The sequence below is a fragment of the Paenibacillus rhizosphaerae genome, assembly GCF_014192015.1.
Taxonomy (GTDB): Bacteria; Bacillota; Bacilli; order Paenibacillales; family Paenibacillaceae; genus Paenibacillus_AQ; species Paenibacillus_AQ rhizosphaerae.
This window is the reverse complement of sequence record NZ_JACHXJ010000004.1, coordinates 663,847-686,648: the sequence shown is the minus strand read 5'-3', so window position 1 is coordinate 686,648 and position 22,802 is coordinate 663,847. Positions and strand designations below refer to the sequence as shown.

Genomic DNA, 22,802 nt, shown 5'->3' with positions numbered 1-22,802 from the left:
ATTGGTTACTTAATCGGCCCATCCCTTTCGTTCGGGCAGGGAGTTCTCCAGGGTCAAGAGATGGCGTTTGATCTCCATCCCACCGCCATATCCTACGAGACTGCCGTCGGCGCCAATCACCCGGTGACAAGGGACGATCAGCGGTACGGGATTTTTGTTGTTGGCTCCGCCGACGGCACGGACGGCCTTCGGTCTGCCAATCGCATTCGCGATGTCTGCGTAGGATCGGATCTCTCCATAAGGAATATCGGCAAGCGAGCTCCAAACCTGAAGCTGAAACGGCGTTCCCCTCATATCCAGCTGTACGTCGAACGTCTTGCGTTCCCCGGCAAAGTACTCGCCCAACTGGCGCTTCGCCTCTGCCAGACGCTCGTCATCCTGTACAAAATCACCGCCGCCGCACCAGGTGCGGGACCATTTCTGGAGAACCGCCTCCTTGACGTTAAACGGTCCGAACTCGATCAGGCATAGCCCTTTCTCCGTCGCGCACAGCGTCAGTGGGCCGATCGGAGAAATCATCTCCGAATAATAGACCGTTTCCTTATCGCCTCCCAGACCGGGAGAAAAATCATCCGCAGCCATTTCGGCATCTGCGGGTTGTCCGCTTTCAGCGGGCTGAAGCTTCTCCTGCGCTTCGTTCATCATGTCTCTCACCTTTTCGTCCTGTTCTGAAGCCAGACCTTTATTCAGCCAATTCAAAGCTTCTTCCCCTCCTATACGGCCCAGAGACCAAGCTGCGGCACCCCGCAGTTCCGGTCTTGGGTCTTCCAGCAGCACCCTGCCGAGACGGGGCACCGCTGTTTTGTCCTTAAAGTTACCAAGCGCGATCACGGCATTACGCTGAATCGGCTTGCGTCCGCGCCAGGCGGCCGCGCTTTCCCCAAACTTCTCCTTGAACTCCTTGTTGCTTAAATCCAAAATAGGCAGCAGCAGCGGTTTGTCCTTCTCGGGCTCCGGCAGCAAATATTCATGATGCGTCCAGTTCTTCCCCTTGTTCTTTGGGCAGATGACCTGGCAGGTATCGCATCCATACAGCCGGTTGCCGATCTTGCGCATCACCTCGTCCTCCAGAAAGCCCTTGGTCTGGGTCAAAAAGGAGATGCACCGCTGCGCATTGAGCTGGCCGGGACCGACCAGCGCTCCCGTCGGGCAGGCGTCGATGCACATCGTGCAGTCACCGCAGTCCTCCGTCACGGGCGTATCCGGCGGAAACGGAATGTTGGTCACCATCTCCCCGAGGTAGATCCAAGACCCCCATTTGGGCGAAATGATGCAGCAGTTCTTCGCGCTGAAGCCGATGCCGGCCCGCTCCGAAACCGCCCGGTCCACCAATGCCCCGGTATCCACCATGCTCTCCATCACCGCACCCGGCACCCGCTCCCGGATAAACGCCTCAAGCTTGCCCATCGCGTCCCGCAGCACCTGATGGTAATCCCGCCCCCATGCGGAACGGGCGAGGATCCCCCGATATTGTCCAGGCACCTGCTTGGGCTTGTGTTCCATTTTGGATGGATAGGCTACGGCGATAGCAATGAGGGAGGCGGGCTGTGCATCGGGGAGTGCCGGGGTGACGCGTTTGTCCAGGTCCGGCTCTTCAAAGCCGGATTCGTAACCAAGCTTGCGGTGGTTCTCGAGAATCGATTTCAGAGAGACAAACGGGTCGGCCGAAGCAAAACCGATATCGTCAATGCCGAACCCGGCCGCCGCCTCTTTAATGTCCTGTTTCAGCTGCTCCCACGGCGAAGCCGAAGGAGCGTACGCAGCCTGTGGTTTACCTGATGTCATTTCTCCTTGCGGCCTCCTTTCCGTTAAGAGTCTTTCCATAATGCCTTACAGCGATCTCGCTTTGGATATCGGCCAGAAAATAAATTCGGCCCGCCCTACGATCGCGCTCGCTTCCACGCTGCCGAAGGAACGGCTGTCCCGGCTTGCACCGGCATGCCGGTTATCCCCCATCACAAAATAGTGATCCTTGTCCAGCTTCATCGGGCCGAAATCCGGATCCTGAATTTCCACCTCGGTGTAAGGCTCGCTCTGCTCCTTACCGTTCACGTACAGCTTGTGGTTCTTCACTTCCACGGTGTCGCCCGGCACGCCGATGATCCGCTTGACCAGAAATTCCTTTTTCTCCGGGCCGTTGCTCGGGTCGCGAAGGACGACGACCTCGCCGTGCTTCGGTGCGGTAAAATCATATACGATCTTATCGACAAACAGCCGTTCCTGCTCTACCAGCGTCGGCTGCATCGACTGCCCGCGGACCATGGACAGATTAAAAACGAATAAATTCAGCAGCATCATAATGACAAATGCGATAACCAGTGTTTTGGCCCAGTCCCAAAATTCGGACAGCCAGCCGCGCTTGCCTGCTTGATCTCCGGGCGTTGTAACCGGAACCGGCTCGGGGAGGCCTTGCTCCCGCTGATCGACTTGATTCATGCTACACCTCATTTTTATGACAAATTCCCATATATACAGAAAAGCATATCTTCGGGCCTTTTGCAACGCCGTGAAGATATGCTCAAGTATAGTAAATATTGCTTATTAGCGATATGGATGTACGTTTTCTCCATAATACCAAAGGGTCGTTATCTCTATTGCGGCGCGACAATGCTGAGTTTCTGGAATGCCTGCAGCACCTTGTTGGCCCCGTAGCCCATTGCCTCGTACAGAGGCATCGCGGCCTTGTTATGCTCGTCTCCTGCAATCATAATTCCGCTGACTTTACGCTGCTGGAACCGGCCTTCCATCATGGTGACCAGTGCCTTGCCAATTCCCTTGCGGCGGTAATCCGGATGGATGGCGATACGATAGTAGAAGCCGTGGTTATGCTCGATCGTGCCGATCAGGGCACCGACGATCTGTTCATCCTCTTCTGCAACCATAATCAGGTCGGAATCCCAGTAGAGCTGCCTGGAGAAAGGTTCGATCGTATTCTCGTAGCATTCTTCGGATAACGCGATTTGCAGCAGCTCGTTGACACGAGTCGCATCACTTAACTGAAAGGAACGAACATGCATGTCTTAAATCTCCCTTTTCGTTAGCTTTATAGGATTAAGGGATTTTCAGGGAAACAAAAAAACCCTCTAATCCAAGGTATAGTATTACGACAAAAACCGTGAAAATCCTTCTTTATCATCCATTAAACCATAGTTTACTTTAAAAAACACGCGTTTTCTTTTGGAAGCGCTTTAAAGCAAGCGTTTTCATTCTATGATCTGTAAATTTGCCATATAATGGACTGGTTTTGCGGCATAATCCTTCGGGATTTGGGTAAAGGATAACAAATGCGTCTTTGGGTGTCTTCACGGAATCCAAAAAGTTTTTTTCTCGCGATGAAAGAATGGCTCTGCCCGCCTGAATCATTTGAGGTTCGCACAGGCAAAAAGGCGGCGGATAAGTCCGTTCCAATACAGCCGGCAAGCCCATCTCAGGATTAATTCGACTTTGTAAACATAAATGTTGATTTAATCGAAAAAATACGGTTTAATAGAAATGGAATCACATTCCATGCTACATACTTATGCCGATAAAGGGCTCTTTTGGACAACAAAAGCGTTCCTTTATTCATATGAGTCAACCGCCTGCGTTGATTCTACCCAAAAAAACATTAACAGGAGGTATTTATCATGGCATTTCAATTACCACCACTTCCATACCCGAATGATGCGCTCGAGCCGCACATCGACGCTCAAACGATGGAAATCCATCACGACCGTCACCATAACACTTATGTAACGAACCTGAACGCGGCTCTGGAAAATGCTCCTGAACTGCAAAACAAAAGCCTTGAAGAACTGATCTCCAACCTGGACAGCGTGCCTGAGAACATCCGTACAGCCGTTCGCAACAACGGCGGCGGACACGCAAATCACTCCCTCTTCTGGGAAATCATCGCGCCTAAAGGCGGAGACAAGCCAAACGGCCTTCTGGCTCAAGCAATCGACAGTGAGCTTGGCGGCTTGGACAAATTCAAGGAAGAATTCACCAAAGCGGCTACAACCCGTTTCGGCAGCGGCTGGGCATGGCTCGTCGTGGACAAGAACGGCAAACTGGCTGTAACAAGCACGCCTAACCAAGACAACCCGCTGATGGAAGGTCAAACACCTGTCCTCGGTCTGGACGTTTGGGAGCATGCTTACTACCTGAAATACCAAAACAAACGCCCGGACTACATCGCAGCGTTCTGGAACGTTCTGAACTGGGATGTTGTCAGCAAACGTTACCAGGAAATCGTACAGCCGTAAGCTGTACCTTTCCGGAAATAAAGGGGCTGCCCCCAAAGAACTGCATTGCAGTTTCTTGAGGGGCAGCCCCTTTTGCTATCCTCTCTGCCGGATAATTCCCGGCTGCCGAGCACAACACGCTTTGGTTAACGTTTAAAACGATTAATAGGATGAATGTTTGAAGTAGTTCTGTAAAATTTTCAAGAATACATTAGGAAAGGCGTAGTGCTGCATATCCTGCTCGTCGATCCACCGGTACTCCGTCTGTCCCGACGGCTCGCCGCCGTCCCCGGCCGCGTACATCGCCTTCAGCTCGGCTGCCTGCGGCAGGTCCTCTTCGCGGCAGCGGTAGACCTGCAGGTTCCAGTGAATATGGCTGAAGGTATGCTCCGCGTCCGTGAAATGCGCGATCGGCCGCGCAGCGATGCCTTCCTCGAGCAGCGCCCCGGCGAGGATATCCATCGCCGGCTCGTCCGGCAGACGCCCGCTGCGCACCGCCGGCGTCTGCAAATGCGGCAGCTCCCACATGCGGGCGAGCAGCCCTTCCTGCGGACGCTGGCGGATCAGGACGCGGCCGCTATGGTCGCCTCCGCCCTCTACAAGGGCCACCACCCGGTACTCGGGCCGCGGGGGCTTCGCCTTGGTCTTGATCGGCAGCTGCTCCTCCTTGCCTTCCTGCCTGGCGGAGCAGTGCTCCATCACCGGACAGGTCAGGCAGTGTGGAGACTTGGGCGTGCACACCAAGGCGCCCAGCTCCATGAGCGCCTGGTTGAAGTCCGATGCCCGGCTATCCGGGATCAACTCCACGACCAGGCTCTCCATAAAGGCGCGTGTGCTTCCCTTCATGATATCTTCCTCGATCAGGAAGTATCTTGACAGCACCCGCATCACATTGCCGTCAACGGCCGGCTCGGGCTTGTTGAAGGCGATGCTCAGAATCGCGCCGGCCGTATACGGGCCGACCCCCTTCAGCGCGAATACCGACGCCTTGTCGTCCGGCACCATGCCGCCGTGCAGCTCCTTCACCTGCTTGGCCGCAGCCTGCAAATTACGCGCCCGGGAGTAATACCCGAGGCCTTCCCAGGATTTGAGCACATCCTGCTCAGGGGCGTCGGCCAGGTCCTCCACGGTCGGAAACCGCTCGATGAACCGGTTGAAGAATGGAATAACCGTGTCCACCCGCGTTTGCTGCAGCATGATTTCCGACACCCAAATATAGTAGGGATTGCGGTGGCGCCGCCACGGCAAATCCCGTTTATGCTTTTCGTACCATTCCAGCAGGTTGATGCTGAAATGCCGTTTCTGCTCCATTGCACTTATCGAACTGCTCATGAGGTCCTTCATACCTTTCTGGCTGGCTTGATCATGAGCCGGCCTAGTCCCGCTTCTCCACAATGGCGAAGGCGGAAGCCAGCTCGGTCTGGTGGGAGATCGATAGATGGATCACATATTCCGGCTCACCCGGAAGCTCGAGGCGCTCCCAAGCCTGCTCGTTCAGAACCACGACGGGTTTGCCGCTCTCATCGGGCAGCACTTCCATGTCCACAAAGCCGATTTTCCCGCCGATCCCGCAGCCGAAGGCTTTGGAGATGGCCTCCTTTGCAGCGAAGCGCCCGGCGACAAACTCGGTCAGGTTTCCGCCCCGTCTTTTGGCTTCCTCCCTTTCACGGGCGGTCAGCACCCGCTCCATAAAACGGAAGCCCTGACGGCTGCCGAGAAGCAGCCCAACCCGCTTGATTTCCAGCACATCGTGCCCGATTCCGTAAATCAATGCCCCGCACCTTCCCTTCCATGACATACAAATCCTATTGTAACAGGTGCACGCCCCAAAAACGAGCAGCTTGTAAATAGGCAGCTTTCACCAGCTATCCTTCATGGAATGAACCCCGGCAACGTCCACAAACCCGGAGCACAGGCGAAAAATGCGGAGCCCTTCGCCGGGCTCCGCATCCCTGTTACCATCTGCGTTATATTGTGCTTCGCGTCAGCAGCCGCGCACCGTATCCCTCCAGCTTGATGCTTCCGGCGACGGGCTCGCCGTCAGGCAGATCGCGGTATTCCCGCTCGTCCAGATCCACCTGCTTGTCCTCACCCGTGAAGTTCAGGACAAACACATAATCTGTGCTTCCGTCCGACCTGAGCTGTACTGTAACTCCTTGCGGAAGCTTGGTATTCAGCACCGGGCTGACCCCCGCTTCCCGAATGAGACGGGCGTAGAAATCGCCGTAGAACGGCTCCTTCGCGCGTGAGGCGAGATAATAGGCCTTGCCTTGGCCGAATGAATGCACCGTCAGCACCGGACGCCCCGCGTAGAAATCGTCGCCGTACTCCGCCAGCACCCGGGCGCCCTCAGGATGAATCAGGTCGCACAGGTCGTACAGCTCATAATCGCCCTCGAGGCCCAGGCCGTTGTCCTGTACGGGGATCAGCCGGTTGAGCTCGCCCTCATGCAGACCGTCGATCTCTTCGGACCAGATGCCGAGCGTCTTGCGAAGCGGTCCGGGAAATCCGCCCAGATGGCACAGGTCGCTCTCATTGACGATGCCGGACCAGTAGGTCGCCACCAATGTGCCTCCGCCGGCAACAAACGCCTCCAGAGCGGCTCCGGCTTCCGCGGTGCACAAATACATCATCGGCGCAACGATCAGCTTGTACCGCGAGAGGTCGCCGCCGGAACCGATGACGTCCACGGGCACGCCCATATTCCAGAAGGCGCGGTAATGCTGCATCACCGTGCCCTCGTAGTCGATTCCCCGGTTCAGCGGCCCCTGGGCATCCTTCACGGCCCAGCGGTTATCCCAATCCGCGATAATGGCCGTCTCCGCCGGCACGCCGGAACCGGTCACCGTAGCGATTTGCTCCAGCAGGCCGCCCAGCCGGGCCACATCCTGGAACACCCGTGTGTGCTCATGCCCGGCGTGGTCTACGACGGCCCCGTGAAACTTCTCGCTGGAGCCGCGGCTCTTGCGCCACTGAAAATACTGCACAGTGTCCGAACCGTGCGCTACGGCCTGCAGCGACGAGAGCAGATGCATGCCCGGGCGCTTCAGCTTGCTGACCGGCTGCCAGTTCGTCAGGCTCGGCGTGCTCTCCATCAGCATGAAAGGCTGCCCGCCCTTCAGCGAACGGAACAGGTCGTGGTTAAAGGAGAACCAGGCGGAGAGCCTGCCCGGGTCCTGCTTGTCATGCCACGTCGGATAGGCATCCCATGAGATAACATCCAGCACATCCGCGAATTTGCGGTAATCCAGCCCTTCGAACCAGTCCATCATGTTCGTTGTCGCAGGCAGATCCGGCCGAATCGCCTTAAGCGGGGCGATTTCCTGTTTGCAGAAGTCCACGGTTTGGTCCGTGACGAACCTTCTCCAGTCCAGATTGTGGCCGTGGACCATCTTTTCCCCGTGCCGGGCAGGAGATTCAATCTGGGACCAGTCGGTATACGTATGGCTCCAGAACGACGTCCACCAAGCCTTGTTCAAAGCCTCCAGCGATCCGTAACGCGCCTTCAGCCACTCGCGGAACGCTTCCTGGCAGTAACTGCAGTGGCACTCTCCGCCGTATTCATTGGAGATATGCCAGCCGATCACGGCCGGATGGTCCGCATACCGTTCCGCCAGCTTCGTATTGATGATCCGGGTCTTCTCCCGGTATACGGGCGAGGAGTAGCAGTGGTTATGGCGCCCCCCATGCAGATTGCGCACACGGTTCTCCCCTACGCGCAGCACTTCGGGATACTTCTCCGACATCCATGCGGGCCTTGCGCCGCTAGGGGTTGCGAGCCATGCATAAATCCCGTTCGCCGCAAACCGGTCGAGCACTTGGTCCAGCCAGTTGAACGTAAATACGCCTTCCTCCGGCTCCAGCGCAGCCCAGGCAAAAATGCCGATGGCCATCACGTTGCATTTGGCCAGCTTCATCAGCCGGATGTCTTCTTCAAGCACTTCCGGATCGTGCTGCCATTGGTCCGGGTTATAGTCAGCCCCATGCATGAACCCTGAAATAAGCGGGCTGATCGGTGGATAGGATTTCTTCATATGAATGCAAACCTCTTTTCTGCTATGGGATATAAAGCGCCGGGAGCGGATAACCGTCATGATCAAACAGCGTCAGATTGCTCCAATTGTTGGCATGGCCGACGGACCACACCTGCTGCGGCGGGATCCCGCACGGCTCCCAGTAATAGAAGCCCAAGCCCTGGTCATCCGGCGTGCGGCGGATGATGCCGGTTAACGCTTTCAAATAAGCCTGCTGGCCTTCCGGCGAAGCGGGGAACACGGAAGGCAATGCTTCATCATTCTCCACGATGAGGGGAAATCCTTCCCTTGTGCGAAAAGTCCATGGGTAGGCCGTTTCCACGACGACGATGCAGCAGCCAGGTTCTTTTTAGACGGTTCATAAAAGGTCGTTCCCCCTCTTGGAATGCCAATTTCTCTTTTGGTACCGTCATTATAGCAACCCCCCATGTCGTCGCAGCTCATAAAACCAACATAAATGGCACTATTGCAACCCATTGCGGGCACGGGTCCGCGATAGGCTTGTCCCCTGCTGAGCGATGCTTCCGCCGACGAGGGAATTCACGAAGCCAGACATGCCGAACACAAAAAACCGGCGAAAATCAAATCATTGATTTTCACCGGTTCTCCGCTCACTCATTCTATTACCGGGATTCCAGGCTGGCCGGGCTGTTGGCATGAGCCGCCTCGTCATGGGTGCCGGCTTCCTGTGCTTCGCGCTGATCGAACATTCTGCCGATTTTCCAGCCGATGCCTATATTCAAAACCGCCATCGCACCGAATAAAACCACATCACCCCACGGCTCCGGCAGCAGCAGATCGGCCAGCAGCCACCCTCCGGTCATCGCAGCCCCCATCACTGCGCCCTTTACGGACGACCTCAAATGAATTTTTCCCATTCGACACACTCCCCCATCAGTTTTACGATGACCTTAATCGACAAGCTATAGGCCTGCACGCCAAAGTTCTTTGTTTCCTGCTCTTTTCGATATATATGTCGTGGACAAAAACGAATATGCCGTCAAACCGTTAAAAAGCTTCCGCTCTCCCCATCTGCATAAGTTCACCTCTGCCGTGACACAATAACGTAAGTTTAAAAACATACTCCGAAGGAAGGTAGCCTCAATGAGACAACAGTTAAGAATCGGTGTATTGATTGCAGGCATGTCTTTGATGCTGGCTGCTCCGGCCTTTGCTTATGGGGCGGCTGGAACGGCGCAAGACGGCGGAAATGGCGGCATGGGCACAGGTATGGGCACGGGGACCATCGGAACCCAATCCACCGGAGGGTCGCAATACCGGGTGAACAATGTCGGTACGACGTCCCATTACCATGTCAGCGTATATGGCACCGGAACAGGCAGCCAATACTTGAATACGAATTACGGAACGAACAACACCGGCCGGATGGGAACAAACAGCTACACCGGATCCAATACGAATATGCTGACTGACAATAACAGAATCCGGACGAACGCAGCGACGGACACGAACCGCGGCGGAGGTTGGGGCTGGCTCGGACTGCTGGGTCTGATCGGACTAGCCGGCATGCGCAAAGGAAACCCGGAACGGGACCGCGGTTAGTTTGCCCGAAATGCATGGGTCAGCACCTATAAAAATCCCTGACTTACTTCAAATGTAGGTCAGGGATTTTTTGTGCTTTTGACTCCCGGTCGGGTCGATCAATCAACAGCACATTCTGTTGTACCGCTATCTAAATAGCTGTAGAGTGAGCCGGACGTTCATCATATTTAAACGGAATATGCTTCGGGTCTTCAGCGGCAGGCTGAACAAAACCAGCCGGCAGGGTATCGCCCCAAGTGAAGCGTCCCTCGACGAATTTGGACATCCGGGTCTCGAAAAAGGCCGGCTTCTGCTTCCACACCTTTTTGGCAACGGTCACGGTAAATTCGCCTTTCCTGTTCGGAATGGTAACGGAGTACAGGACATCTTTCGGCAGATTCAGTCCGACCAGCACTCCGGTGTACATCGCGCCAGGGGATGTCCGGCTCACCAGATACGGAGGATAATCCATGATGACCGTGCCCTCTTCCGGCAGTGTGATGTCGATCTCCACGCTCGTGTTTTCGGGCATCTTGAACACCCTGCCTTCAGGAAGCGTGTACCTCATGGTGCCGATCGTGACCGACAGATTCGTTTCTTCATCCTCTGGCCAATAGAAAATGGAATATCTGCCGTCTCGATCGGTCGGCGTCGATTTCCCGAAGCCTTCGCCTTGATCCCGGTCGAACCAGACCACCGCGTTCTCGACCGGTCTGCCATTTGCGTCTTTAACAACCCCGCCCATCCGGTATTTATCCACTTGAAAGTAGGATACGACATCACCGCTGCCGGCGATGACCCGTCCGTGAACCTGAACCTTGGACGAATCCCCGGGGTCGTCTTCCACCTTCAGCACCTCAATCGGATAATTCACGCTGATCATGGCTGAAGCAGCAAGAAGCCGCTTCGACATTTCCGGGACAAGAGGTTTCCCGGATACAGTGGCGTCCTTAAGGGAAGCGATACCGATCTGAGTCTCAGCCAGGAGGCTTTGGTCAACGGTCAGGGCGAAAGATCCGTCCTTCCCTGTGGGGACGTCGATTTGGCTCTGGCTGGTATGCACCATAGCGCCGGCCACAGGCTGATTGTCGAGGAGCAGCCTCCCGTGAACGGAGGTCATGTGGGACCCGTCCGACTTCCATTGCTTAAGCCGCAGGGACGGAGATTCAACCGTCAGTTGAGCGCCATGATCCGCCGCTTGCGGCGATGCGGGAGTGTCCGAGGATACCGGCTTCGAGGGCATCCCGGCACATCCGGCAAGACACACCGTTATGATCAAAATGGACAGTCGCTGCAAACACCTCATGGATTCGATTCCTCCCTTTACGATCGTCGTTTTTCTTTTTTGCAAATAAACAGGGGCAAAGCCATAGGCTCTACCCCGCTTCATGAACCTTATTTACTCTGGTGAGCGTTCGTGTCTTCCGCCGTACCCGTCTTGCCTTGCGTTTTGTCGCCGCCAAGACCGAACACGAACACTTTCGGTTTGGGACCGCCGGAAGTAAAGGCCATATATTGTTTGTCGTCTACGACGAAAATTGCCGGGGCTGCTTGAATGCTGCTGCCCGTCGTCTGGAAAGACCAGATGACCTTGCCCTTTTTAATATCCAGGGCGTTGATCTTCCCGTCGAGCTCGCCGTAGAAAGCCAGTCCTGTCGTCGTGCTCGTAAAGCCGCCTCGCATCGGATCCTTCGTCTTGAGCTGGTAGGCTTTTTTACCGGTATTCACATCCATCGCCGTGATGGTTCCGTACGGCACATCATTCGCTGGCGCTGAGGTTGTCGTACCGAACGCGGCCGCTCCGGGCATGTCCGGTGTCGAAGCTTCCGTCTGGCTTTTCGCGGACTTGACGATAGCCCCTTGTTCCACGCTCGGAATCAGCACGTAATTCGTTGCGGGATCATACGTTTCGGGAGCATAGTTCTCGCCTCCGAGGACGCCGGGGTACACCGTGACGCCCTCTGGCGTCGGCTTGGGATGATCGATCTTGGCAAAAGGAACCCCGTCCCATACGACGGCTCCGGTCTTGGCGTCCCATGCGTACCATTGTCCCGACTTCCCGCCCTGCACGACGATTTTTTGCTGCTTGCCTTTGACGGTGGCATTCAGGATCATCGGTGAAGCCGCGGCGTCATAATCCCAGAGGTCATGGCTGATTTCCTGCTTCGCCCATATCAGCTTGCCCGTGGCCGCGTCGACCGCGACCACCGAGTCTGTGTGCGGGTTGTCTCCTGGCCGGGATTCGCCGTAAAAGTCCGGCGCCGGGTTGCCCACGGCAAAGTACATAATGCCTGTCTCTTCATCGATGGCCGGCGGATTCCATACCGCGCCGCCGCCCTGGAATTTACTGTTCGCGAGCCAGTCTTGGCCTTTAGGCGGGACCGTGTAGAAAGGAGAGGCCCAGGCTGGCGACAGGTCGCTCGCTTTATAAGCGTTGACAAACCCGCGGATGCCGTTGTCCCCGCCGCTGCTGCCGATATAAATGTTGCCTTTGTAATACACGGGCGCTGTCGTTTCGTAATAACCGTTCTCCAGCGTCACACCTTTGATGGACTCGGAGATCGGCACCATTTTGATCAGCTTGCCGGTCTTCTGGTCCAGGGACACTATCTGATTGTCGACGGTCAGCATGAACACTTTGCCTTCCCCTACAGCGACGCCGCGGTTGGCAATGATCCCCGACTTGCTGAATGTCGCAGCTTGTTCTGCGGACGGCTTCCAGTGCCAGATTTGACTGCCGGTCGCGCCGTCGAAGGCGAATACCTGATTCCCGGCGGTCGTAATGTATACGATGCCGTCGACGAACACCGGATAGCATTGATTCCCGTTCTTGACGTCTTTGTCAAGCTCCTTCAGGTCCGCGCTCCAGATGACGCCCAAATCCTTGACGTTGGCCGCGGTCACCTCTTTATAAGGGACATGGCGGGTATTTTTCAGATCGAATCCATAGGTGCCGAAGTTTTTGAAAGAGGTACCCGTCACTTTTCCCGGCGTCGTGGATGGTTTGTTCTCGTTTGTATTTTGCGCCGGAGCCGGTGCCGCTGCGTTATTGTTCTTATTCGTATTACAGCCGCTTAGAGCAAGGCTTGTACTTAGAAGGGCTGCGCCAATCATCACGTGAGTTTTTCTCATTTGGAACGATCTCCTCATTTTTTCATTAGAAGCGTTGTAACGTAATATTTCCAGCATGACTAAAAATCATTCAGAAAAATAAACGGTTCTTGGTACACACCCCGAATTTGCACCCGAGCAACATTCTTGGCCGATTTCAGGCAGGTATAAAAGCGATTCGAATCGGTCATCTTGAAGGAGAAGGATCACACCACCCCAGTTTGCATATCAAGGAGGACGACGATGAAACCGAAATTCCGTTTGATCTTTACGATAGCGCTGCTCTCGATCGTATTGGTATTAAGCGCATGCGGCAAAAGCAATAACGGTACGGCGGCTCCGCCTGCCAACAATACAGCTCCGTCCCCTGGCGGAGGACAAACTAAAGAAATTACCGTGACGGCGAAAAACTTTGCTTTTGACCCGCCCAATATCGATCTGAAAGCCGGCGACACGGTCAAGCTGACCTTCAAGAACGTGGATGGCGTACACGGCTTCGAGATTCCTGACCTGAACGTCAATTTGCAGGACGGACAAACGGCCACCTTTACCGTTGACAAAGCCGGGACCTACGATTACAACTGCTCGATCCAGTGCGGCTCGGGCCATGACAATATGACGGGTACGATTACGGTATCCTAAAGACCAAACGAAAAAGGAGTCCCATCCCAAGATGGAACTCCTTTTTTTCGATTTAGTGATTGCGATAATCCGGAGGAAACAGACATGACGTCGCAGCTGGCAGATGCTTCAAATAGAAACGATACCAGTTGCCGCAGATAAAGCCTTCCACATCCTCCTCGCTGTAATGCTTTTGCAGCAATTCAACCAGATCATGATATTTCCCCGCATGCTCCAGGCCCGCAATCTTTTCGCGGATACCGTCGAAATCCGAGCCCAGACCGATATGCCGGCGGCCCCCAAGCGAGCAGATATGGTCGATGTGCGCGAGCAGCCGGTCCATCGTTACCGTTTCCTCCGGATGGACAAAGGGCGGCACAAAGGTGACACCGATGACTCCACCCGTCCGGATGATGGAACCAATCTGTTCATCGCTCAAATTTCTGCGCCGCGGGCATATTTTGCCGGCATTGGAATGGGATGCGATGAGCGGCTTCGCGGACAGCGACGCCAGCTCCCAGAACGCTTTTTCCGAGAGATGGGATACGTCCAGGATCATGCCCAGACGGTTGCATTCTTGAATCAGCTGCCGTCCTTTCTCGGTCAATCCCGCTCTCCTGGACTCCATGACGCCGTCCGCCGCCCAATTGGCGTAATTCCAGGTGATGCCGATACTCCGGACGCCCAGATGATGCAGGATCCGCACATAGGCCAGGTTTCCCTGCAGTGCGTCGACTCCTTCAAGCGATAGCAGCGCCCCGGTCAGTCCTTTCTTCTCTGCGTACTCGAGGTCATCCCTGGACCTTATAAAATGAATCGGGCCGCTTGCGAGCACCTTCTCATGAAACAGATCGATGCTCTCCAGCACATAACGAAACTCCCCGGCATACTTTTCGGGCAAGTAGACGGCAAAGTTCTGGAACCTGATGCCGGATTGTTGCATGCGTTCCAGTGTGACATCCAGCAAATCCTGTTCGTGCGCAAAATCCAGCTGCGGATGCTCAAGCAGTTTGCTCAGCACATCGCAGTGGGCGTCAAATATGGTCACCGGTCATTCCTCCGTTCTTCTTGAACCTGCCGCGATAGGAATAAGAAGGCACAGGGCGATGAGGTGCAGTAACAGATGGTTCATCGTGGTCTTGATTGAGGGAAGATAAAATATCGGATATCAGTCCGTGATGAGGCGACCACTGGCAGACAGGATCCGCCTGTCGGGCGTCGCCGGCCAGCAGGTAAGCTTGGCAGCGGCATCCGCCGAAATCGCGGAAACGGTGTTCACAGCTCCGGCAGGGCTCCGCCATCCAGTCGAAGCCGCGGAAGCTGTTGAAGGCGGCGGATTCCCGCCATATCCATTCGAGGCTCCGCTCTTTAGCGGATTCGAAGGTCAAGGTATGGATGCTGGATGCCGCGGTGCAGGGCAGCACGGTTCCGTCGGGGGTCACCGTCATCGAAATTTCGCCCCACCCGCCCATGCAAGGTTTGGGGAAATCCTCATAGTAATCCGGAAGGACCCAGATCAGTTCAATCTGGCGGTCAAAGCGGGCTTTGGCCCGGAAAAAAGCTTCCTCGGCCGCCGCGAGCTGCGCTCTTGTCGGCAGCAGATGCCGGCGGTTGAGCAGCGCCCAGCCGTAGTACTGGGTATTCGCCAGCTCCAGCCGTCGGGCTCCCCATGACACACACATCTCGATGATATCCTCCACGAGATGGATATTTTGCCGATGCAAAACGGCATTCATATGTAAGGGGATCCCCGCCGCCTGGATCAGGGCAGCCGTTTTCCTTTTGAATTCATGTGCCCGGGAACCGGCAATCGCATCCGCCAGGCCCGGCTCGGACGCCTGTACGCTGAGCTGCATGCTGTCGACCCCCGCGTCCGCCAGCTGCAGCATGCGTTTCTCTGTCACGCCGACCCCGCTGGTAATGACATTCACAAAGAGGCCCAGTTCCCGGGCCTGCCGGATCAGCTGGTCTACGTCCGGTCTCATGAGCGGCTCACCGCCGGTCAGGTGGAGCTGCACGACCCCGAGCTCACTGGCTTCCGTGAATACCCTGATCCATTCCTGCGTGCTCAGCTCATGCTCCCTTTTGGCGAGCTCTACCGGATTCGAACAGTAGGCGCAGTGAAGAGGGCACCGGTGGGTAATTTCCGCCGACAGGGCATACGGTATGCTTACGGACACTTTTCAATCCACCCCCGCTCGATCGCTTGCGTGAGAAACTCGAGAACATCCTCTTGCAGATTGGATTGATTGTATTTCGCTTCAAGCTCCCCGATGATTTGCCCAATCGACCGCGTCCCGTCACACAGCCAAAGAATGGCCCCGGCCGTCGGATTCAGATTAACGACGCGTTCGGGGAGCAGGAGCATATCGGTTTGTCTGGCTTTATCGAACTTCAGCCGTGCGGGACTTCGCAGCCTGAGCTGCTCCGACAGTCCCCAAGCGATCATCGCTGCGCCTCCGCATCGGGATACGCCAGACTTAACGCATCCAGGATGGCCCAGAGGACATCGCATTTAAAGTGCAGGGCGGATATCACCTGCTCCTGCTCGCCACGATCCTTGCATTCGCGCAGAACGAGTTCCAAACCATGGTCCGCGTCCCGCGGAGCCTGATGCAGCCTGGCCTGGAAATACTCCAGCCCTTCCGGACGGATCCATGGATACAGCTGTTCAAACACAGCGATTCGCTGGGAAATGAGGACGGGAGCGAACAGTTCCGTCAAAGAGGAAGCTACGGCAATGAGCCACGGCTGCAGGCGGCAGAAGTTCACGTAGGCATCGACCGCAAACCGGACGGCGGGAAGAACATGGCGCTCATCCAGCATTTCCTCTCTCGGAATGCCGACGGCTTCGCCAAGGCGGATCCAAGCTTCGATCCCTCCCTCGCTTCCTTCCGTACCGTCATGGTCCACAATGCGCTGTATCCAGTGGCGGCGCTCCTCCCTGGAGGGCAGCTTGGAAAGGATGATGGCATCCTTGACGGGGATATTTTTCTGGTAATAGAACCGGTTCGCCACCCAAGCCCGAAGCTGCTCGGGGCTCAGCTTTCCTTCATGCATGCGTACGTGATAAGGATGCTTATCGTGATAACGCTGTTCCCCGACCTGGCGCAGCCTCATCGTTAATTCTTCGTTCGAGAGCAAATGCTGGTTCATGTTAGACCTCCAATTTCAAACCGTCGTAACCTACCTCGATCCCCAGCTCACGGAGCCTGCGGTTCTCCGCAGAAGCCTCGTCAAGGATCGGATTGGTATTGTTGATATGGATGTAAATTTTTCGCCCGGCCGCTATTCGGGAAAGGCCCTCCAGGCTTCCACCTGGGCCGGCAATAGGGACATGCCCCATGTCGGATGCGGCCAATTCGGAAATGTCCAGCCGCCGAAGCTCATCCGAATGCCAAAAGGTGCCGTCCACAAGGACACAGTCGGCCGATTCCAATTGGGTAAGAAGCTCGTTCGACCAGGACTCGACACCGGGCGCGTATACCGCAGTCCCTCCGGTCCGCTGGTCCACCATTCGGTAGCCGACAACCCAAGGGGATGTGGGGGCCCCCTCCTTATGAGAACTCCGATGGACGGAGGCGTACCTCGGCGGCTTGGAGCCCAAAAAGAACGGATATACCATTACTCTGCCCCCAAATAGTGGAAAAGATTCCTGCGGACTGACTTCGAGCCATCGGTAGGCGGCATAGGGCTCCAGGATTTGCCTGACCGGGAAAGCCTCCTTCAGGGCGTCCAATACGGGCGCCGCGGCGTAAACGTCGATTGCCGAGGACTCCCTTAAGTGGAGGAGGCCCATCGTATGATCCAGCTCCCCGTCCGTCAGCAGCACGGTTGAAATGGGCGTCTGCCGGATCGAAGAGCCCGGGGCGAGCTCGGCATGGGCCTCGATCTGTGCACCGATATCCGGCGTGGCGTTGATGAGAACCCAATCGCTGCCATCATCGCTGACAGCCAGCGAATTATGCAGCCGTGCACGTAATGAGGGATCATGCATCCGCACGCGGCGGCAGTTCGGACAGCCGCAGTTCCATTGCGGGAAGCCTCCCCCCGCCGCCGATCCCAGCACCTTCAACAGCATGTTCCTGCCCCCCTCAAAAAAATAGATGCCGGATTGCTCCGGCATGGGATGTCACTTCTGATACGCGTATGCGGTAACCTCCGCACAGACCTCAATGACTTCAAAATCAGGTTTAACCCACATGCCGCCACCCCCTTTGATGAAATATCCCACCCTGCCTGCCAGTAGAGAGCACAAGTCTGTTAAATCATATGTTGCATTTTGACATTCTATAACACATAACCACGCGAAGAGATGTCTACCTTCCGCATCCCGCTGGGCTCCGCATACCTCACGTCCGGATGGCGCCCCGCGGGATGGCATCAAAAAAAGCAGTCCGCGGTTTGCGGCCTGCTCCTGATTCACCCGTGTCAGCTTAAATGCCCGGAATCGAATTGCGTTTATGTGCGGTTCGCTTATAGTAGCTCTCCAGGCGCTCCTCCGCCTGCGGGCTCACTTTCTTGCCTTCCAGATAGTCGCTGTTCTCGTCATAAGTAATGCCGAGCTCGCCTTCGTCCGTCTGGCCTTCCCACAAACCGGCGGTAGGCGCCTTGTCCAGAATCGCCTGCGGGACGCCAAGGTAGCCGGCCAGCTGGCGGACCTGACGTTTGTTGAGCGTGCTGAGCGGCGTAATGTCCACCGCGCCGTCGCCCCACTTCGTGTAGAAGCCGGTAATGGCTTCGGAAGCATGGTCTGTTCCAACGACGAGCAGGTTCAGGTCGAATGCCAGCGCATACTGCATCACCATGCGCGTTCTGGCCTTAATGTTCCCCTTGCCCTGCGGGGTCAGGTGGCGGTGGATGCCGATTTGCTTGAGCCCATGCTCCGCCTCCAAGGCAATCTCGCCGACGGCATCTTCGATATTGGTCTCGGCCTTATATTTCAGGTTAAAGGCTTCCGCCACCGCGTAGCTGTGCTCGATATCCTCCTGAACCGCAAAAGGCTGGAACACGCCCAGCGTCATATATTCCTTGCCCTCCTCCTCGGTGAGCTCGTCGGTCGCCCGTTTGCACAGGCCGGTCGCCACGGCGCTGTCGATTCCCCCGCTGATGGCGATGAGCAGCCCCTTCGCCCCCGCGCTCTTCACATAGGATTTCAGGAAATCCACCCTTTTCCGGACTTCGCTCTCCACATCGATCGCCGGCTTTACGCCAAGGGCCGCAATAATTTCTTCCTGCAAACTCACGATATAAGCACCTCGCTTGAACAGATTAGTCGATGAATAATACGGTGTGATTTCAAACACAAAAGCCCCGTACGTATCGGATGTCCGAATACCCGGGGCATTATGTACGCGGTGCGCCGATTAACGGCACACCCGGTCAAACGCTTCGATCAGATCGTCGGCAATTTCTTGAGCCGAACGGTCTTCGATTTGGTGACGCTCAATAAAATGAACAAGCTCCCCGTCCTTCATCAGGGCGATGGATGGAGAAGACGGCGGATACGGAGCGAAATACTCGCGGGCTTTCGCCGTCGCTTCCTTATCCTGTCCGGCAAATACCGTAAACAGATTGTCAGGCACGATGTCATGCTGCAAAGCCTGAGCTACGCCGGGACGGCATTGGCCGGCGGCACAGCCGCACACCGAGTTAACGACAACCAGCGTGGTGCCTTGCGCGTCCGGAAGGTAAGTCTCTACTTCTTCCGCCGTTCTAAGTTCCTTAATGCCGAGGCGCGTCAGTTCGTCACGCATCGGTTGAATCATATCCTTCATATATCTGTCAAAAGACATGGCCATTCCCTATCACTCCTTGGATACAAAATATCAATGGACAAGCTCATAACAACATCCGCTGTTAATACTCCTATTATACATCCATAAGGGTCGAAATCAAGAGAAACGGCGGCCTCAAGGGCTGTCAGATCATTCCCGCCCACGAATCCGTAACCGGGAAATGAATGGTGAAAGCTGTACCCTTTCCCTCCTCCGATTCCACCGATATTTTGCCGTGATGGCGTTCCACGATGCTGAGACAGAGGGCAAGACCGAGCCCGGTTCCTTTGGCTTTCGTCGTAAAAAACGGCTCGAACAGCCGCTCCTGCCTGCTCTTGGCAATCCCCATCCCCGTATCCTTGATGATCAGCTCCACAAAGGAGTCGTTCAGCCTCGTCTCGATCGTCAGCTGCCCTTTCTCCTCCATGGCTTCCATGCCGTTGCGCGACAGGTTCAGCACCAGCTGCTTGATTTCTTTGGCGTTCAGGCTCAGTTCCGGGACCCTCTCGTCGAGGATCAGCTCGATCGTCTGTCCGCGCAGATTCGCATCCGCCCACAGCAGCGGGCTTAAATCGCTGATGATCGTATGCAGATGCCATTGTTCTTTCTCGGCAATACGGTTCTGGGCAAGGGATAAAAAGTCGTTGATAATACCGTTCGCCCGGTCCAATTCCTCCATGACGATGCGGTAGTAATGGTCGAGCGCTTCCGGGCTCTTCTCCTTCATCAGCTGAAGGAAGCCCCGGACGACGGCCATGGGATTGCGTATTTCATGGGTGATGCTGGCGGCCATCTGGCCGACAAGGCTGAGCCTCTCCACATTCTCCAGCTCGCTTCGCAGCCTCGCCAGCTCGGTCACGTCCTGAAAAGCGAGAACCGCTCCGATAATGGCGCCTGTATGTGTATTCGTTAATGGTGATGTGCTTATGTAGTAGTTATGCGTTCCGATGCGGATCAGCTCATTGCCCAGTTTTTTGCCCTGAAGCGCCTGAACGATCCGGTAGTTGATGTAGTCCTGACCCATAATATCCACGAACATCGTGACGGGGTAGCCAAGCACGTCCTGCTTAGAAAGGTCGGGGTCCTTCGTCTTTACCAGGCTCATCATCGTGTCGTTGATGCTAGTAATATTGCCGGCATGATCGACGGAAACCATAGAAATGGGCGTGGCATCGATGACCTGCTGCAGCTTCTCCTCTTCCCTGAGGTATTTCTCGGAGATGCCCATAACCTGCTCTTTCAGCCGCAGCTTCTCCAGAGCAAATTCGATCATATACACCAGAGTACCTCCGGTGAACATACTGGTTAATATATAGAAGAGAACGATCAGCACCAGCCCTGCATCGGTTAAATCCAGGTTGGGAGATTCGATAATCGGGGCGGCCGTGATCAACAGCATCGCAGGCATAAGGCACAGCCACAGCTTGTTGATCTTCTCCGTGAGCGGACCTTTCCGGAACTTTGGGGACAGCCAAATGAGAAGAGGATATAGCGGTAATCCGGTATGCAGAAACAAACCAAGAACCGTCCAATTGGGATTAAATAAAAAGTAGCACAGAAGGTACAGCCCCGCGAGAGGCAGACCCGTCTTATAGCCTCCATACAGCATCCCGATAAACAGCGGCAGAATGCCCAGGTTTAATGGAATGTAGTTAAAAATCGAGGAGGAAAACAACGAGCAGAGCAAAATCGTCAGAGCGCTGGACAAAATAATGACAAGATCAAAATCCTTTGCTTCCATTCGCTTTCTACGCCTAAAAACCCGGACATATTTGTCCAGTCCCAATGGGAAGAGAAAAGCGAAGGAACCGGCCATAAGTACCTGTGTTATAATGTTTTTCAGTGCGTAAATAATCGCCAATCCCTCCTCCCCGCCAGGGCAGGTATGTGTAGTTCCCAATACGAATCTTTAGTGATTGCAGCTGGTTCTTCCTGCCGTTCGAGTGAAGTATAAGCGCCAGCTAAAGTTTTTGCCGTATCGGTCTCTCGAGCTTGTCAACACCCAGGAGATCGGCATAAAAACAATAGCGATTCATTACAGGTGTAACGGACTACAAGGAATAGGAAGATGTACCGCTGTTTTATGAAAGACGATTTCCTTTTGATTAAATCACAGCCAACACGATATTACAATATATCCTGATATATCCTAAAAAAGGACACACGAAACAGAAAAACAGACTGTCGTAAAAATAAAGGAGATTAACCAGTGAATCGATATGATGTAATTGTTGCCGGAGGCGGATCCGCGGGTCTAATGGCATGTGTCTCGGCCGCCAGGCATGGGGCATCTGTCCTGCTTTTGGACAAAGGAAATAAACTGGGACGCAAACTCGGAATTTCCGGAGGCGGACGCTGCAACGTAACCAATGCCAAAGAAACCGATGAGCTGATCGCCCATATCCCGGGTAACGGCCGCTTTTTGTACAGCGCGTTCCAGCATTTTAACAACCGGGATATTATGAACTTTTTTGAAGGGCTCGGCATTGCCTTGAAGGAAGAGGACAACGGGCGGATGTTTCCGGTATCCGACAAGGCCGCCAGCGTCGTGGGCGCTCTCATTCAGGAGGTGAAGCGGCTCGGCGTGGAGATCAAAACGGACAGCCCGATTGCGGAGGTCCTCTATGAGGATGGGAAAACGGCAGGCGTGCGTCTGAAGTCCGGGCATATTTACAGAGCCCCCAGCGTTATTGTCGCCACCGGCGGTAAATCCGTGCCCCATACCGGCTCCACCGGCGACGGGTACCCTTGGGCAGAGGCCGCCGGCCACACGATTACCGAGCTGCACCCCACCGAAGTCCCTATCGTTTCCCATGAAAAGTGGATCCAATCCAAAGAGCTTCAGGGGCTCTCGCTGCGGGACGTGGAGCTCTCCGTATGGAATCCCAAAGGAAAAAAGGTGATCGGGCACCGCGGGGATATGATCTTTACCCATTTCGGCGTATCCGGTCCGATCGCCCTGCGATGCAGCCAATTTCTGCGGCAGGTCAAAAATAAGTTTCATACGCCGGACGTCGAAATGGCCATCGACCTTTTCCCGGATCTGGACGTTTCGTCGCTCGACAAGCTGCTGAGGGACAAGCTCGCGTCCGAGCCGAAAAAGGCGATCCGTAACGTGCTCAAAGGTCAAGTTCCGGAGCGGATGCTTCCGCTGCTGTTCGAACTATCCCAGTTGGACGGGGACGCCACCTACGCCCATCTGCCCAAGCAGCAGTGGGGGGATTTTGTCGCCTGCCTGAAGCAGTTCCGGTTCCGCGCAGTCGGCACCAAATCAATCGAAGAGGCGTTTGTCACCGGCGGAGGCGTCAACCTGAAGGAGATCAACCCGAAGACGATGGAATCGAAGCTGATGCCGGGGCTGTTTTTCTGCGGCGAAGTGCTGGACATTCACGGATACACCGGCGGCTACAACATTACGGCCGCCTTCTCGACCGGTTATACCGCCGGCATGCATGCGGCGGGATACCATTAACAATCCAATTTCGAGGTGATCG

Annotated in this window: 23 protein-coding genes; 4 read left to right on the top strand and 19 right to left on the bottom strand. The window is 55.4% G+C overall.

The genetic code is table 11. The annotated features are described in order from the left end of the window. Nucleotides 1-9: 9 nt before the first annotated feature. The 3 genes from queG to FHS19_RS25210 form a co-directional block, all read right to left on the bottom strand. Nucleotides 10-1,785: a tRNA epoxyqueuosine(34) reductase QueG gene (queG, locus tag FHS19_RS35370; protein ID WP_183584509.1), complete on the bottom strand. Its 1,776-nt coding sequence runs from the start codon at nt 1,783-1,785 to the stop codon at nt 10-12. A 45-nt stretch (nt 1,786-1,830) separates the two neighbouring features. Further along, on the bottom strand, nt 1,831-2,436 hold the full coding sequence (gene lepB / locus FHS19_RS25215; protein WP_183584508.1) for a signal peptidase I: 606 nt from the start codon (nt 2,434-2,436) through the stop codon (nt 1,831-1,833). A 155-nt stretch (nt 2,437-2,591) separates the two neighbouring features. Beyond that, a complete protein-coding gene (locus FHS19_RS25210; RefSeq protein WP_076175840.1) occupies nt 2,592-3,017 on the bottom strand; it encodes a GNAT family N-acetyltransferase in 426 nt (141 codons plus the stop codon). A gap of 609 nt (nt 3,018-3,626) precedes the next feature. Between FHS19_RS25210 and FHS19_RS25205 the strand changes: the two genes are divergently transcribed. Further along, on the top strand, nt 3,627-4,244 hold the full coding sequence (locus FHS19_RS25205) for a superoxide dismutase (RefSeq protein WP_076175842.1): 618 nt from the start codon (nt 3,627-3,629) through the stop codon (nt 4,242-4,244). A gap of 141 nt (nt 4,245-4,385) precedes the next feature. On the opposite strand, the gene mutY is transcribed toward FHS19_RS25205, so the two are convergent. The 5 genes from mutY to FHS19_RS25180 all read right to left on the bottom strand — a co-directional run bounded on the left by mutY (nt 4,386) and on the right by FHS19_RS25180 (nt 9,135). Next, on the bottom strand, nt 4,386-5,555 hold the full coding sequence (gene mutY / locus FHS19_RS25200; RefSeq protein ID WP_246426794.1) for an A/G-specific adenine glycosylase: 1,170 nt from the start codon (nt 5,553-5,555) through the stop codon (nt 4,386-4,388). A gap of 43 nt (nt 5,556-5,598) precedes the next feature. After that, complete coding sequence (gene acpS, locus FHS19_RS25195) at nt 5,599-5,994, bottom strand: holo-ACP synthase (RefSeq protein ID WP_183584507.1); 396 nt, start codon at nt 5,992-5,994, stop codon at nt 5,599-5,601. Between the two features lie 196 nt (nt 5,995-6,190). Next, nucleotides 6,191-8,257 (bottom strand): beta-galactosidase, encoded by a 2,067-nt coding sequence (locus FHS19_RS25190; RefSeq protein ID WP_246426793.1) that lies wholly within the window; start codon nt 8,255-8,257, stop codon nt 6,191-6,193. A gap of 22 nt (nt 8,258-8,279) precedes the next feature. Further along, nucleotides 8,280-8,579 carry a glycosyl hydrolase 53 family protein gene (locus FHS19_RS25185; RefSeq protein ID WP_183584506.1) on the bottom strand — a complete coding sequence of 100 codons (300 nt, stop codon included), beginning with the start codon at nt 8,577-8,579 and terminating at the stop codon, nt 8,280-8,282. Nucleotides 8,580-8,880: 301 nt separating this feature from the next. Then, on the bottom strand, nt 8,881-9,135 hold the full coding sequence (locus FHS19_RS25180) for a hypothetical protein (protein ID WP_183584505.1): 255 nt from the start codon (nt 9,133-9,135) through the stop codon (nt 8,881-8,883). Between the two features lie 226 nt (nt 9,136-9,361). On the opposite strand from FHS19_RS25180, the gene FHS19_RS25175 reads away from it, so the two are divergent. Then, entirely contained in the window at nt 9,362-9,820 is a 459-nt protein-coding gene (locus FHS19_RS25175) for a WGxxGxxG family protein (protein WP_183584504.1), read from the top strand. Nucleotides 9,821-9,950: 130 nt separating this feature from the next. On the opposite strand, the gene FHS19_RS25170 is transcribed toward FHS19_RS25175, so the two are convergent. Both FHS19_RS25170 and FHS19_RS25165 read right to left on the bottom strand, forming a co-directional pair. Further along, nucleotides 9,951-11,105: a carboxypeptidase-like regulatory domain-containing protein gene (locus tag FHS19_RS25170; RefSeq protein ID WP_183584503.1), complete on the bottom strand. Its 1,155-nt coding sequence runs from the start codon at nt 11,103-11,105 to the stop codon at nt 9,951-9,953. A gap of 89 nt (nt 11,106-11,194) precedes the next feature. Next, nucleotides 11,195-12,931 carry a pyrroloquinoline quinone-dependent dehydrogenase gene (locus tag FHS19_RS25165; protein ID WP_183584502.1) on the bottom strand — a complete coding sequence of 579 codons (1,737 nt, stop codon included), beginning with the start codon at nt 12,929-12,931 and terminating at the stop codon, nt 11,195-11,197. 222 nt (nt 12,932-13,153) lie between these two features. Here FHS19_RS25165 and FHS19_RS25160 point away from each other — a divergent pair, with 222 nt between their 5' ends. Beyond that, nucleotides 13,154-13,552 (top strand): cupredoxin domain-containing protein, encoded by a 399-nt coding sequence (locus FHS19_RS25160; RefSeq protein ID WP_183584501.1) that lies wholly within the window; start codon nt 13,154-13,156, stop codon nt 13,550-13,552. A 52-nt stretch (nt 13,553-13,604) separates the two neighbouring features. Here FHS19_RS25160 and FHS19_RS25155 read toward each other — a convergent pair whose 3' ends face one another. From FHS19_RS25155 to FHS19_RS25115, 9 genes are all read right to left on the bottom strand, one after another. Beyond that, nucleotides 13,605-14,579, bottom strand: a complete 975-nt coding sequence (locus tag FHS19_RS25155) for a dipeptidase (protein ID WP_183584500.1) — start codon at nt 14,577-14,579, stop codon at nt 13,605-13,607. Then, a complete protein-coding gene (gene pqqE / locus FHS19_RS25150) occupies nt 14,566-15,711 on the bottom strand; it encodes a pyrroloquinoline quinone biosynthesis protein PqqE (RefSeq protein ID WP_183584499.1) in 1,146 nt (381 codons plus the stop codon). The genes FHS19_RS25155 and pqqE overlap by 14 nt, the downstream gene beginning before the upstream one ends. Further along, a complete protein-coding gene (pqqD, locus tag FHS19_RS25145) occupies nt 15,702-15,980 on the bottom strand; it encodes a pyrroloquinoline quinone biosynthesis peptide chaperone PqqD (protein ID WP_183584498.1) in 279 nt (92 codons plus the stop codon). Before pqqD ends, pqqE begins: the two co-directional genes overlap by 10 nt. Next, nucleotides 15,977-16,687, bottom strand: a complete 711-nt coding sequence (gene pqqC, locus FHS19_RS25140; RefSeq protein ID WP_076175870.1) for a pyrroloquinoline-quinone synthase PqqC — start codon at nt 16,685-16,687, stop codon at nt 15,977-15,979. Before pqqC ends, pqqD begins: the two co-directional genes overlap by 4 nt. Before the next feature lies 1 nt (nt 16,688). Next, nucleotides 16,689-17,612, bottom strand: coding sequence for a pyrroloquinoline quinone biosynthesis protein PqqB (pqqB, locus tag FHS19_RS25135; RefSeq protein WP_183584497.1), 924 nt, complete (start codon nt 17,610-17,612; stop codon nt 16,689-16,691). Nucleotides 17,613-17,663: 51 nt separating this feature from the next. After that, complete coding sequence (pqqA, locus tag FHS19_RS35790; RefSeq protein ID WP_354499730.1) at nt 17,664-17,735, bottom strand: pyrroloquinoline quinone precursor peptide PqqA; 72 nt, start codon at nt 17,733-17,735, stop codon at nt 17,664-17,666. Between the two features lie 232 nt (nt 17,736-17,967). Further along, nucleotides 17,968-18,777: an NAD(+) synthase gene (gene nadE, locus FHS19_RS25125; RefSeq protein WP_183584495.1), complete on the bottom strand. Its 810-nt coding sequence runs from the start codon at nt 18,775-18,777 to the stop codon at nt 17,968-17,970. Nucleotides 18,778-18,897: 120 nt separating this feature from the next. Further along, the gene (locus tag FHS19_RS25120; protein ID WP_183584494.1) at nt 18,898-19,332 is read right to left on the bottom strand and encodes a BrxA/BrxB family bacilliredoxin; all 435 of its coding nucleotides are present in this window, start codon (nt 19,330-19,332) and stop codon (nt 18,898-18,900) included. Between the two features lie 121 nt (nt 19,333-19,453). Further along, nucleotides 19,454-21,049 (bottom strand): ATP-binding protein, encoded by a 1,596-nt coding sequence (locus tag FHS19_RS25115; protein ID WP_246426792.1) that lies wholly within the window; start codon nt 21,047-21,049, stop codon nt 19,454-19,456. A 468-nt stretch (nt 21,050-21,517) separates the two neighbouring features. On the opposite strand from FHS19_RS25115, the gene FHS19_RS25110 reads away from it, so the two are divergent. Continuing rightward, on the top strand, nt 21,518-22,780 hold the full coding sequence (locus FHS19_RS25110; protein ID WP_183584493.1) for a BaiN/RdsA family NAD(P)/FAD-dependent oxidoreductase: 1,263 nt from the start codon (nt 21,518-21,520) through the stop codon (nt 22,778-22,780). Nucleotides 22,781-22,802 lie beyond the last annotated feature (22 nt).

What these genes read in the sequence shown, in the direction of transcription:
- FHS19_RS25210 (WP_076175840.1), bottom strand. Translation starts at nt 3,017, where the DNA reads ATGCATGTTCGTTCCTTTCAGTTAAGTGATGCGACTCGTGTCAACGAG.
- mutY (WP_246426794.1), bottom strand. Translation starts at nt 5,555, where the DNA reads ATGAGCAGTTCGATAAGTGCAATGGAGCAGAAACGGCATTTCAGCATC.
- FHS19_RS25120 (WP_183584494.1), bottom strand. Translation starts at nt 19,332, where the DNA reads ATGGCCATGTCTTTTGACAGATATATGAAGGATATGATTCAACCGATG.
- FHS19_RS25170 (WP_183584503.1), bottom strand. Translation starts at nt 11,105, where the DNA reads ATGAGGTGTTTGCAGCGACTGTCCATTTTGATCATAACGGTGTGTCTT.
- queG (WP_183584509.1), bottom strand. Translation starts at nt 1,785, where the DNA reads ATGACATCAGGTAAACCACAGGCTGCGTACGCTCCTTCGGCTTCGCCG.
- pqqC (WP_076175870.1), bottom strand. Translation starts at nt 16,687, where the DNA reads ATGAACCAGCATTTGCTCTCGAACGAAGAATTAACGATGAGGCTGCGC.
- lepB (WP_183584508.1), bottom strand. Translation starts at nt 2,436, where the DNA reads ATGAATCAAGTCGATCAGCGGGAGCAAGGCCTCCCCGAGCCGGTTCCG.
- FHS19_RS25190 (WP_246426793.1), bottom strand. Translation starts at nt 8,257, where the DNA reads ATGAAGAAATCCTATCCACCGATCAGCCCGCTTATTTCAGGGTTCATG.
- pqqB (WP_183584497.1), bottom strand. Translation starts at nt 17,612, where the DNA reads ATGCTGTTGAAGGTGCTGGGATCGGCGGCGGGGGGAGGCTTCCCGCAA.
- FHS19_RS25205 (WP_076175842.1), top strand. Translation starts at nt 3,627, where the DNA reads ATGGCATTTCAATTACCACCACTTCCATACCCGAATGATGCGCTCGAG.
- FHS19_RS25175 (WP_183584504.1), top strand. Translation starts at nt 9,362, where the DNA reads ATGAGACAACAGTTAAGAATCGGTGTATTGATTGCAGGCATGTCTTTG.
- FHS19_RS25180 (WP_183584505.1), bottom strand. Translation starts at nt 9,135, where the DNA reads ATGGGAAAAATTCATTTGAGGTCGTCCGTAAAGGGCGCAGTGATGGGG.
- FHS19_RS25115 (WP_246426792.1), bottom strand. Translation starts at nt 21,049, where the DNA reads ATGGAAGCAAAGGATTTTGATCTTGTCATTATTTTGTCCAGCGCTCTG.
- FHS19_RS25160 (WP_183584501.1), top strand. Translation starts at nt 13,154, where the DNA reads ATGAAACCGAAATTCCGTTTGATCTTTACGATAGCGCTGCTCTCGATC.
- FHS19_RS25165 (WP_183584502.1), bottom strand. Translation starts at nt 12,931, where the DNA reads ATGAGAAAAACTCACGTGATGATTGGCGCAGCCCTTCTAAGTACAAGC.
- pqqD (WP_183584498.1), bottom strand. Translation starts at nt 15,980, where the DNA reads ATGATCGCTTGGGGACTGTCGGAGCAGCTCAGGCTGCGAAGTCCCGCA.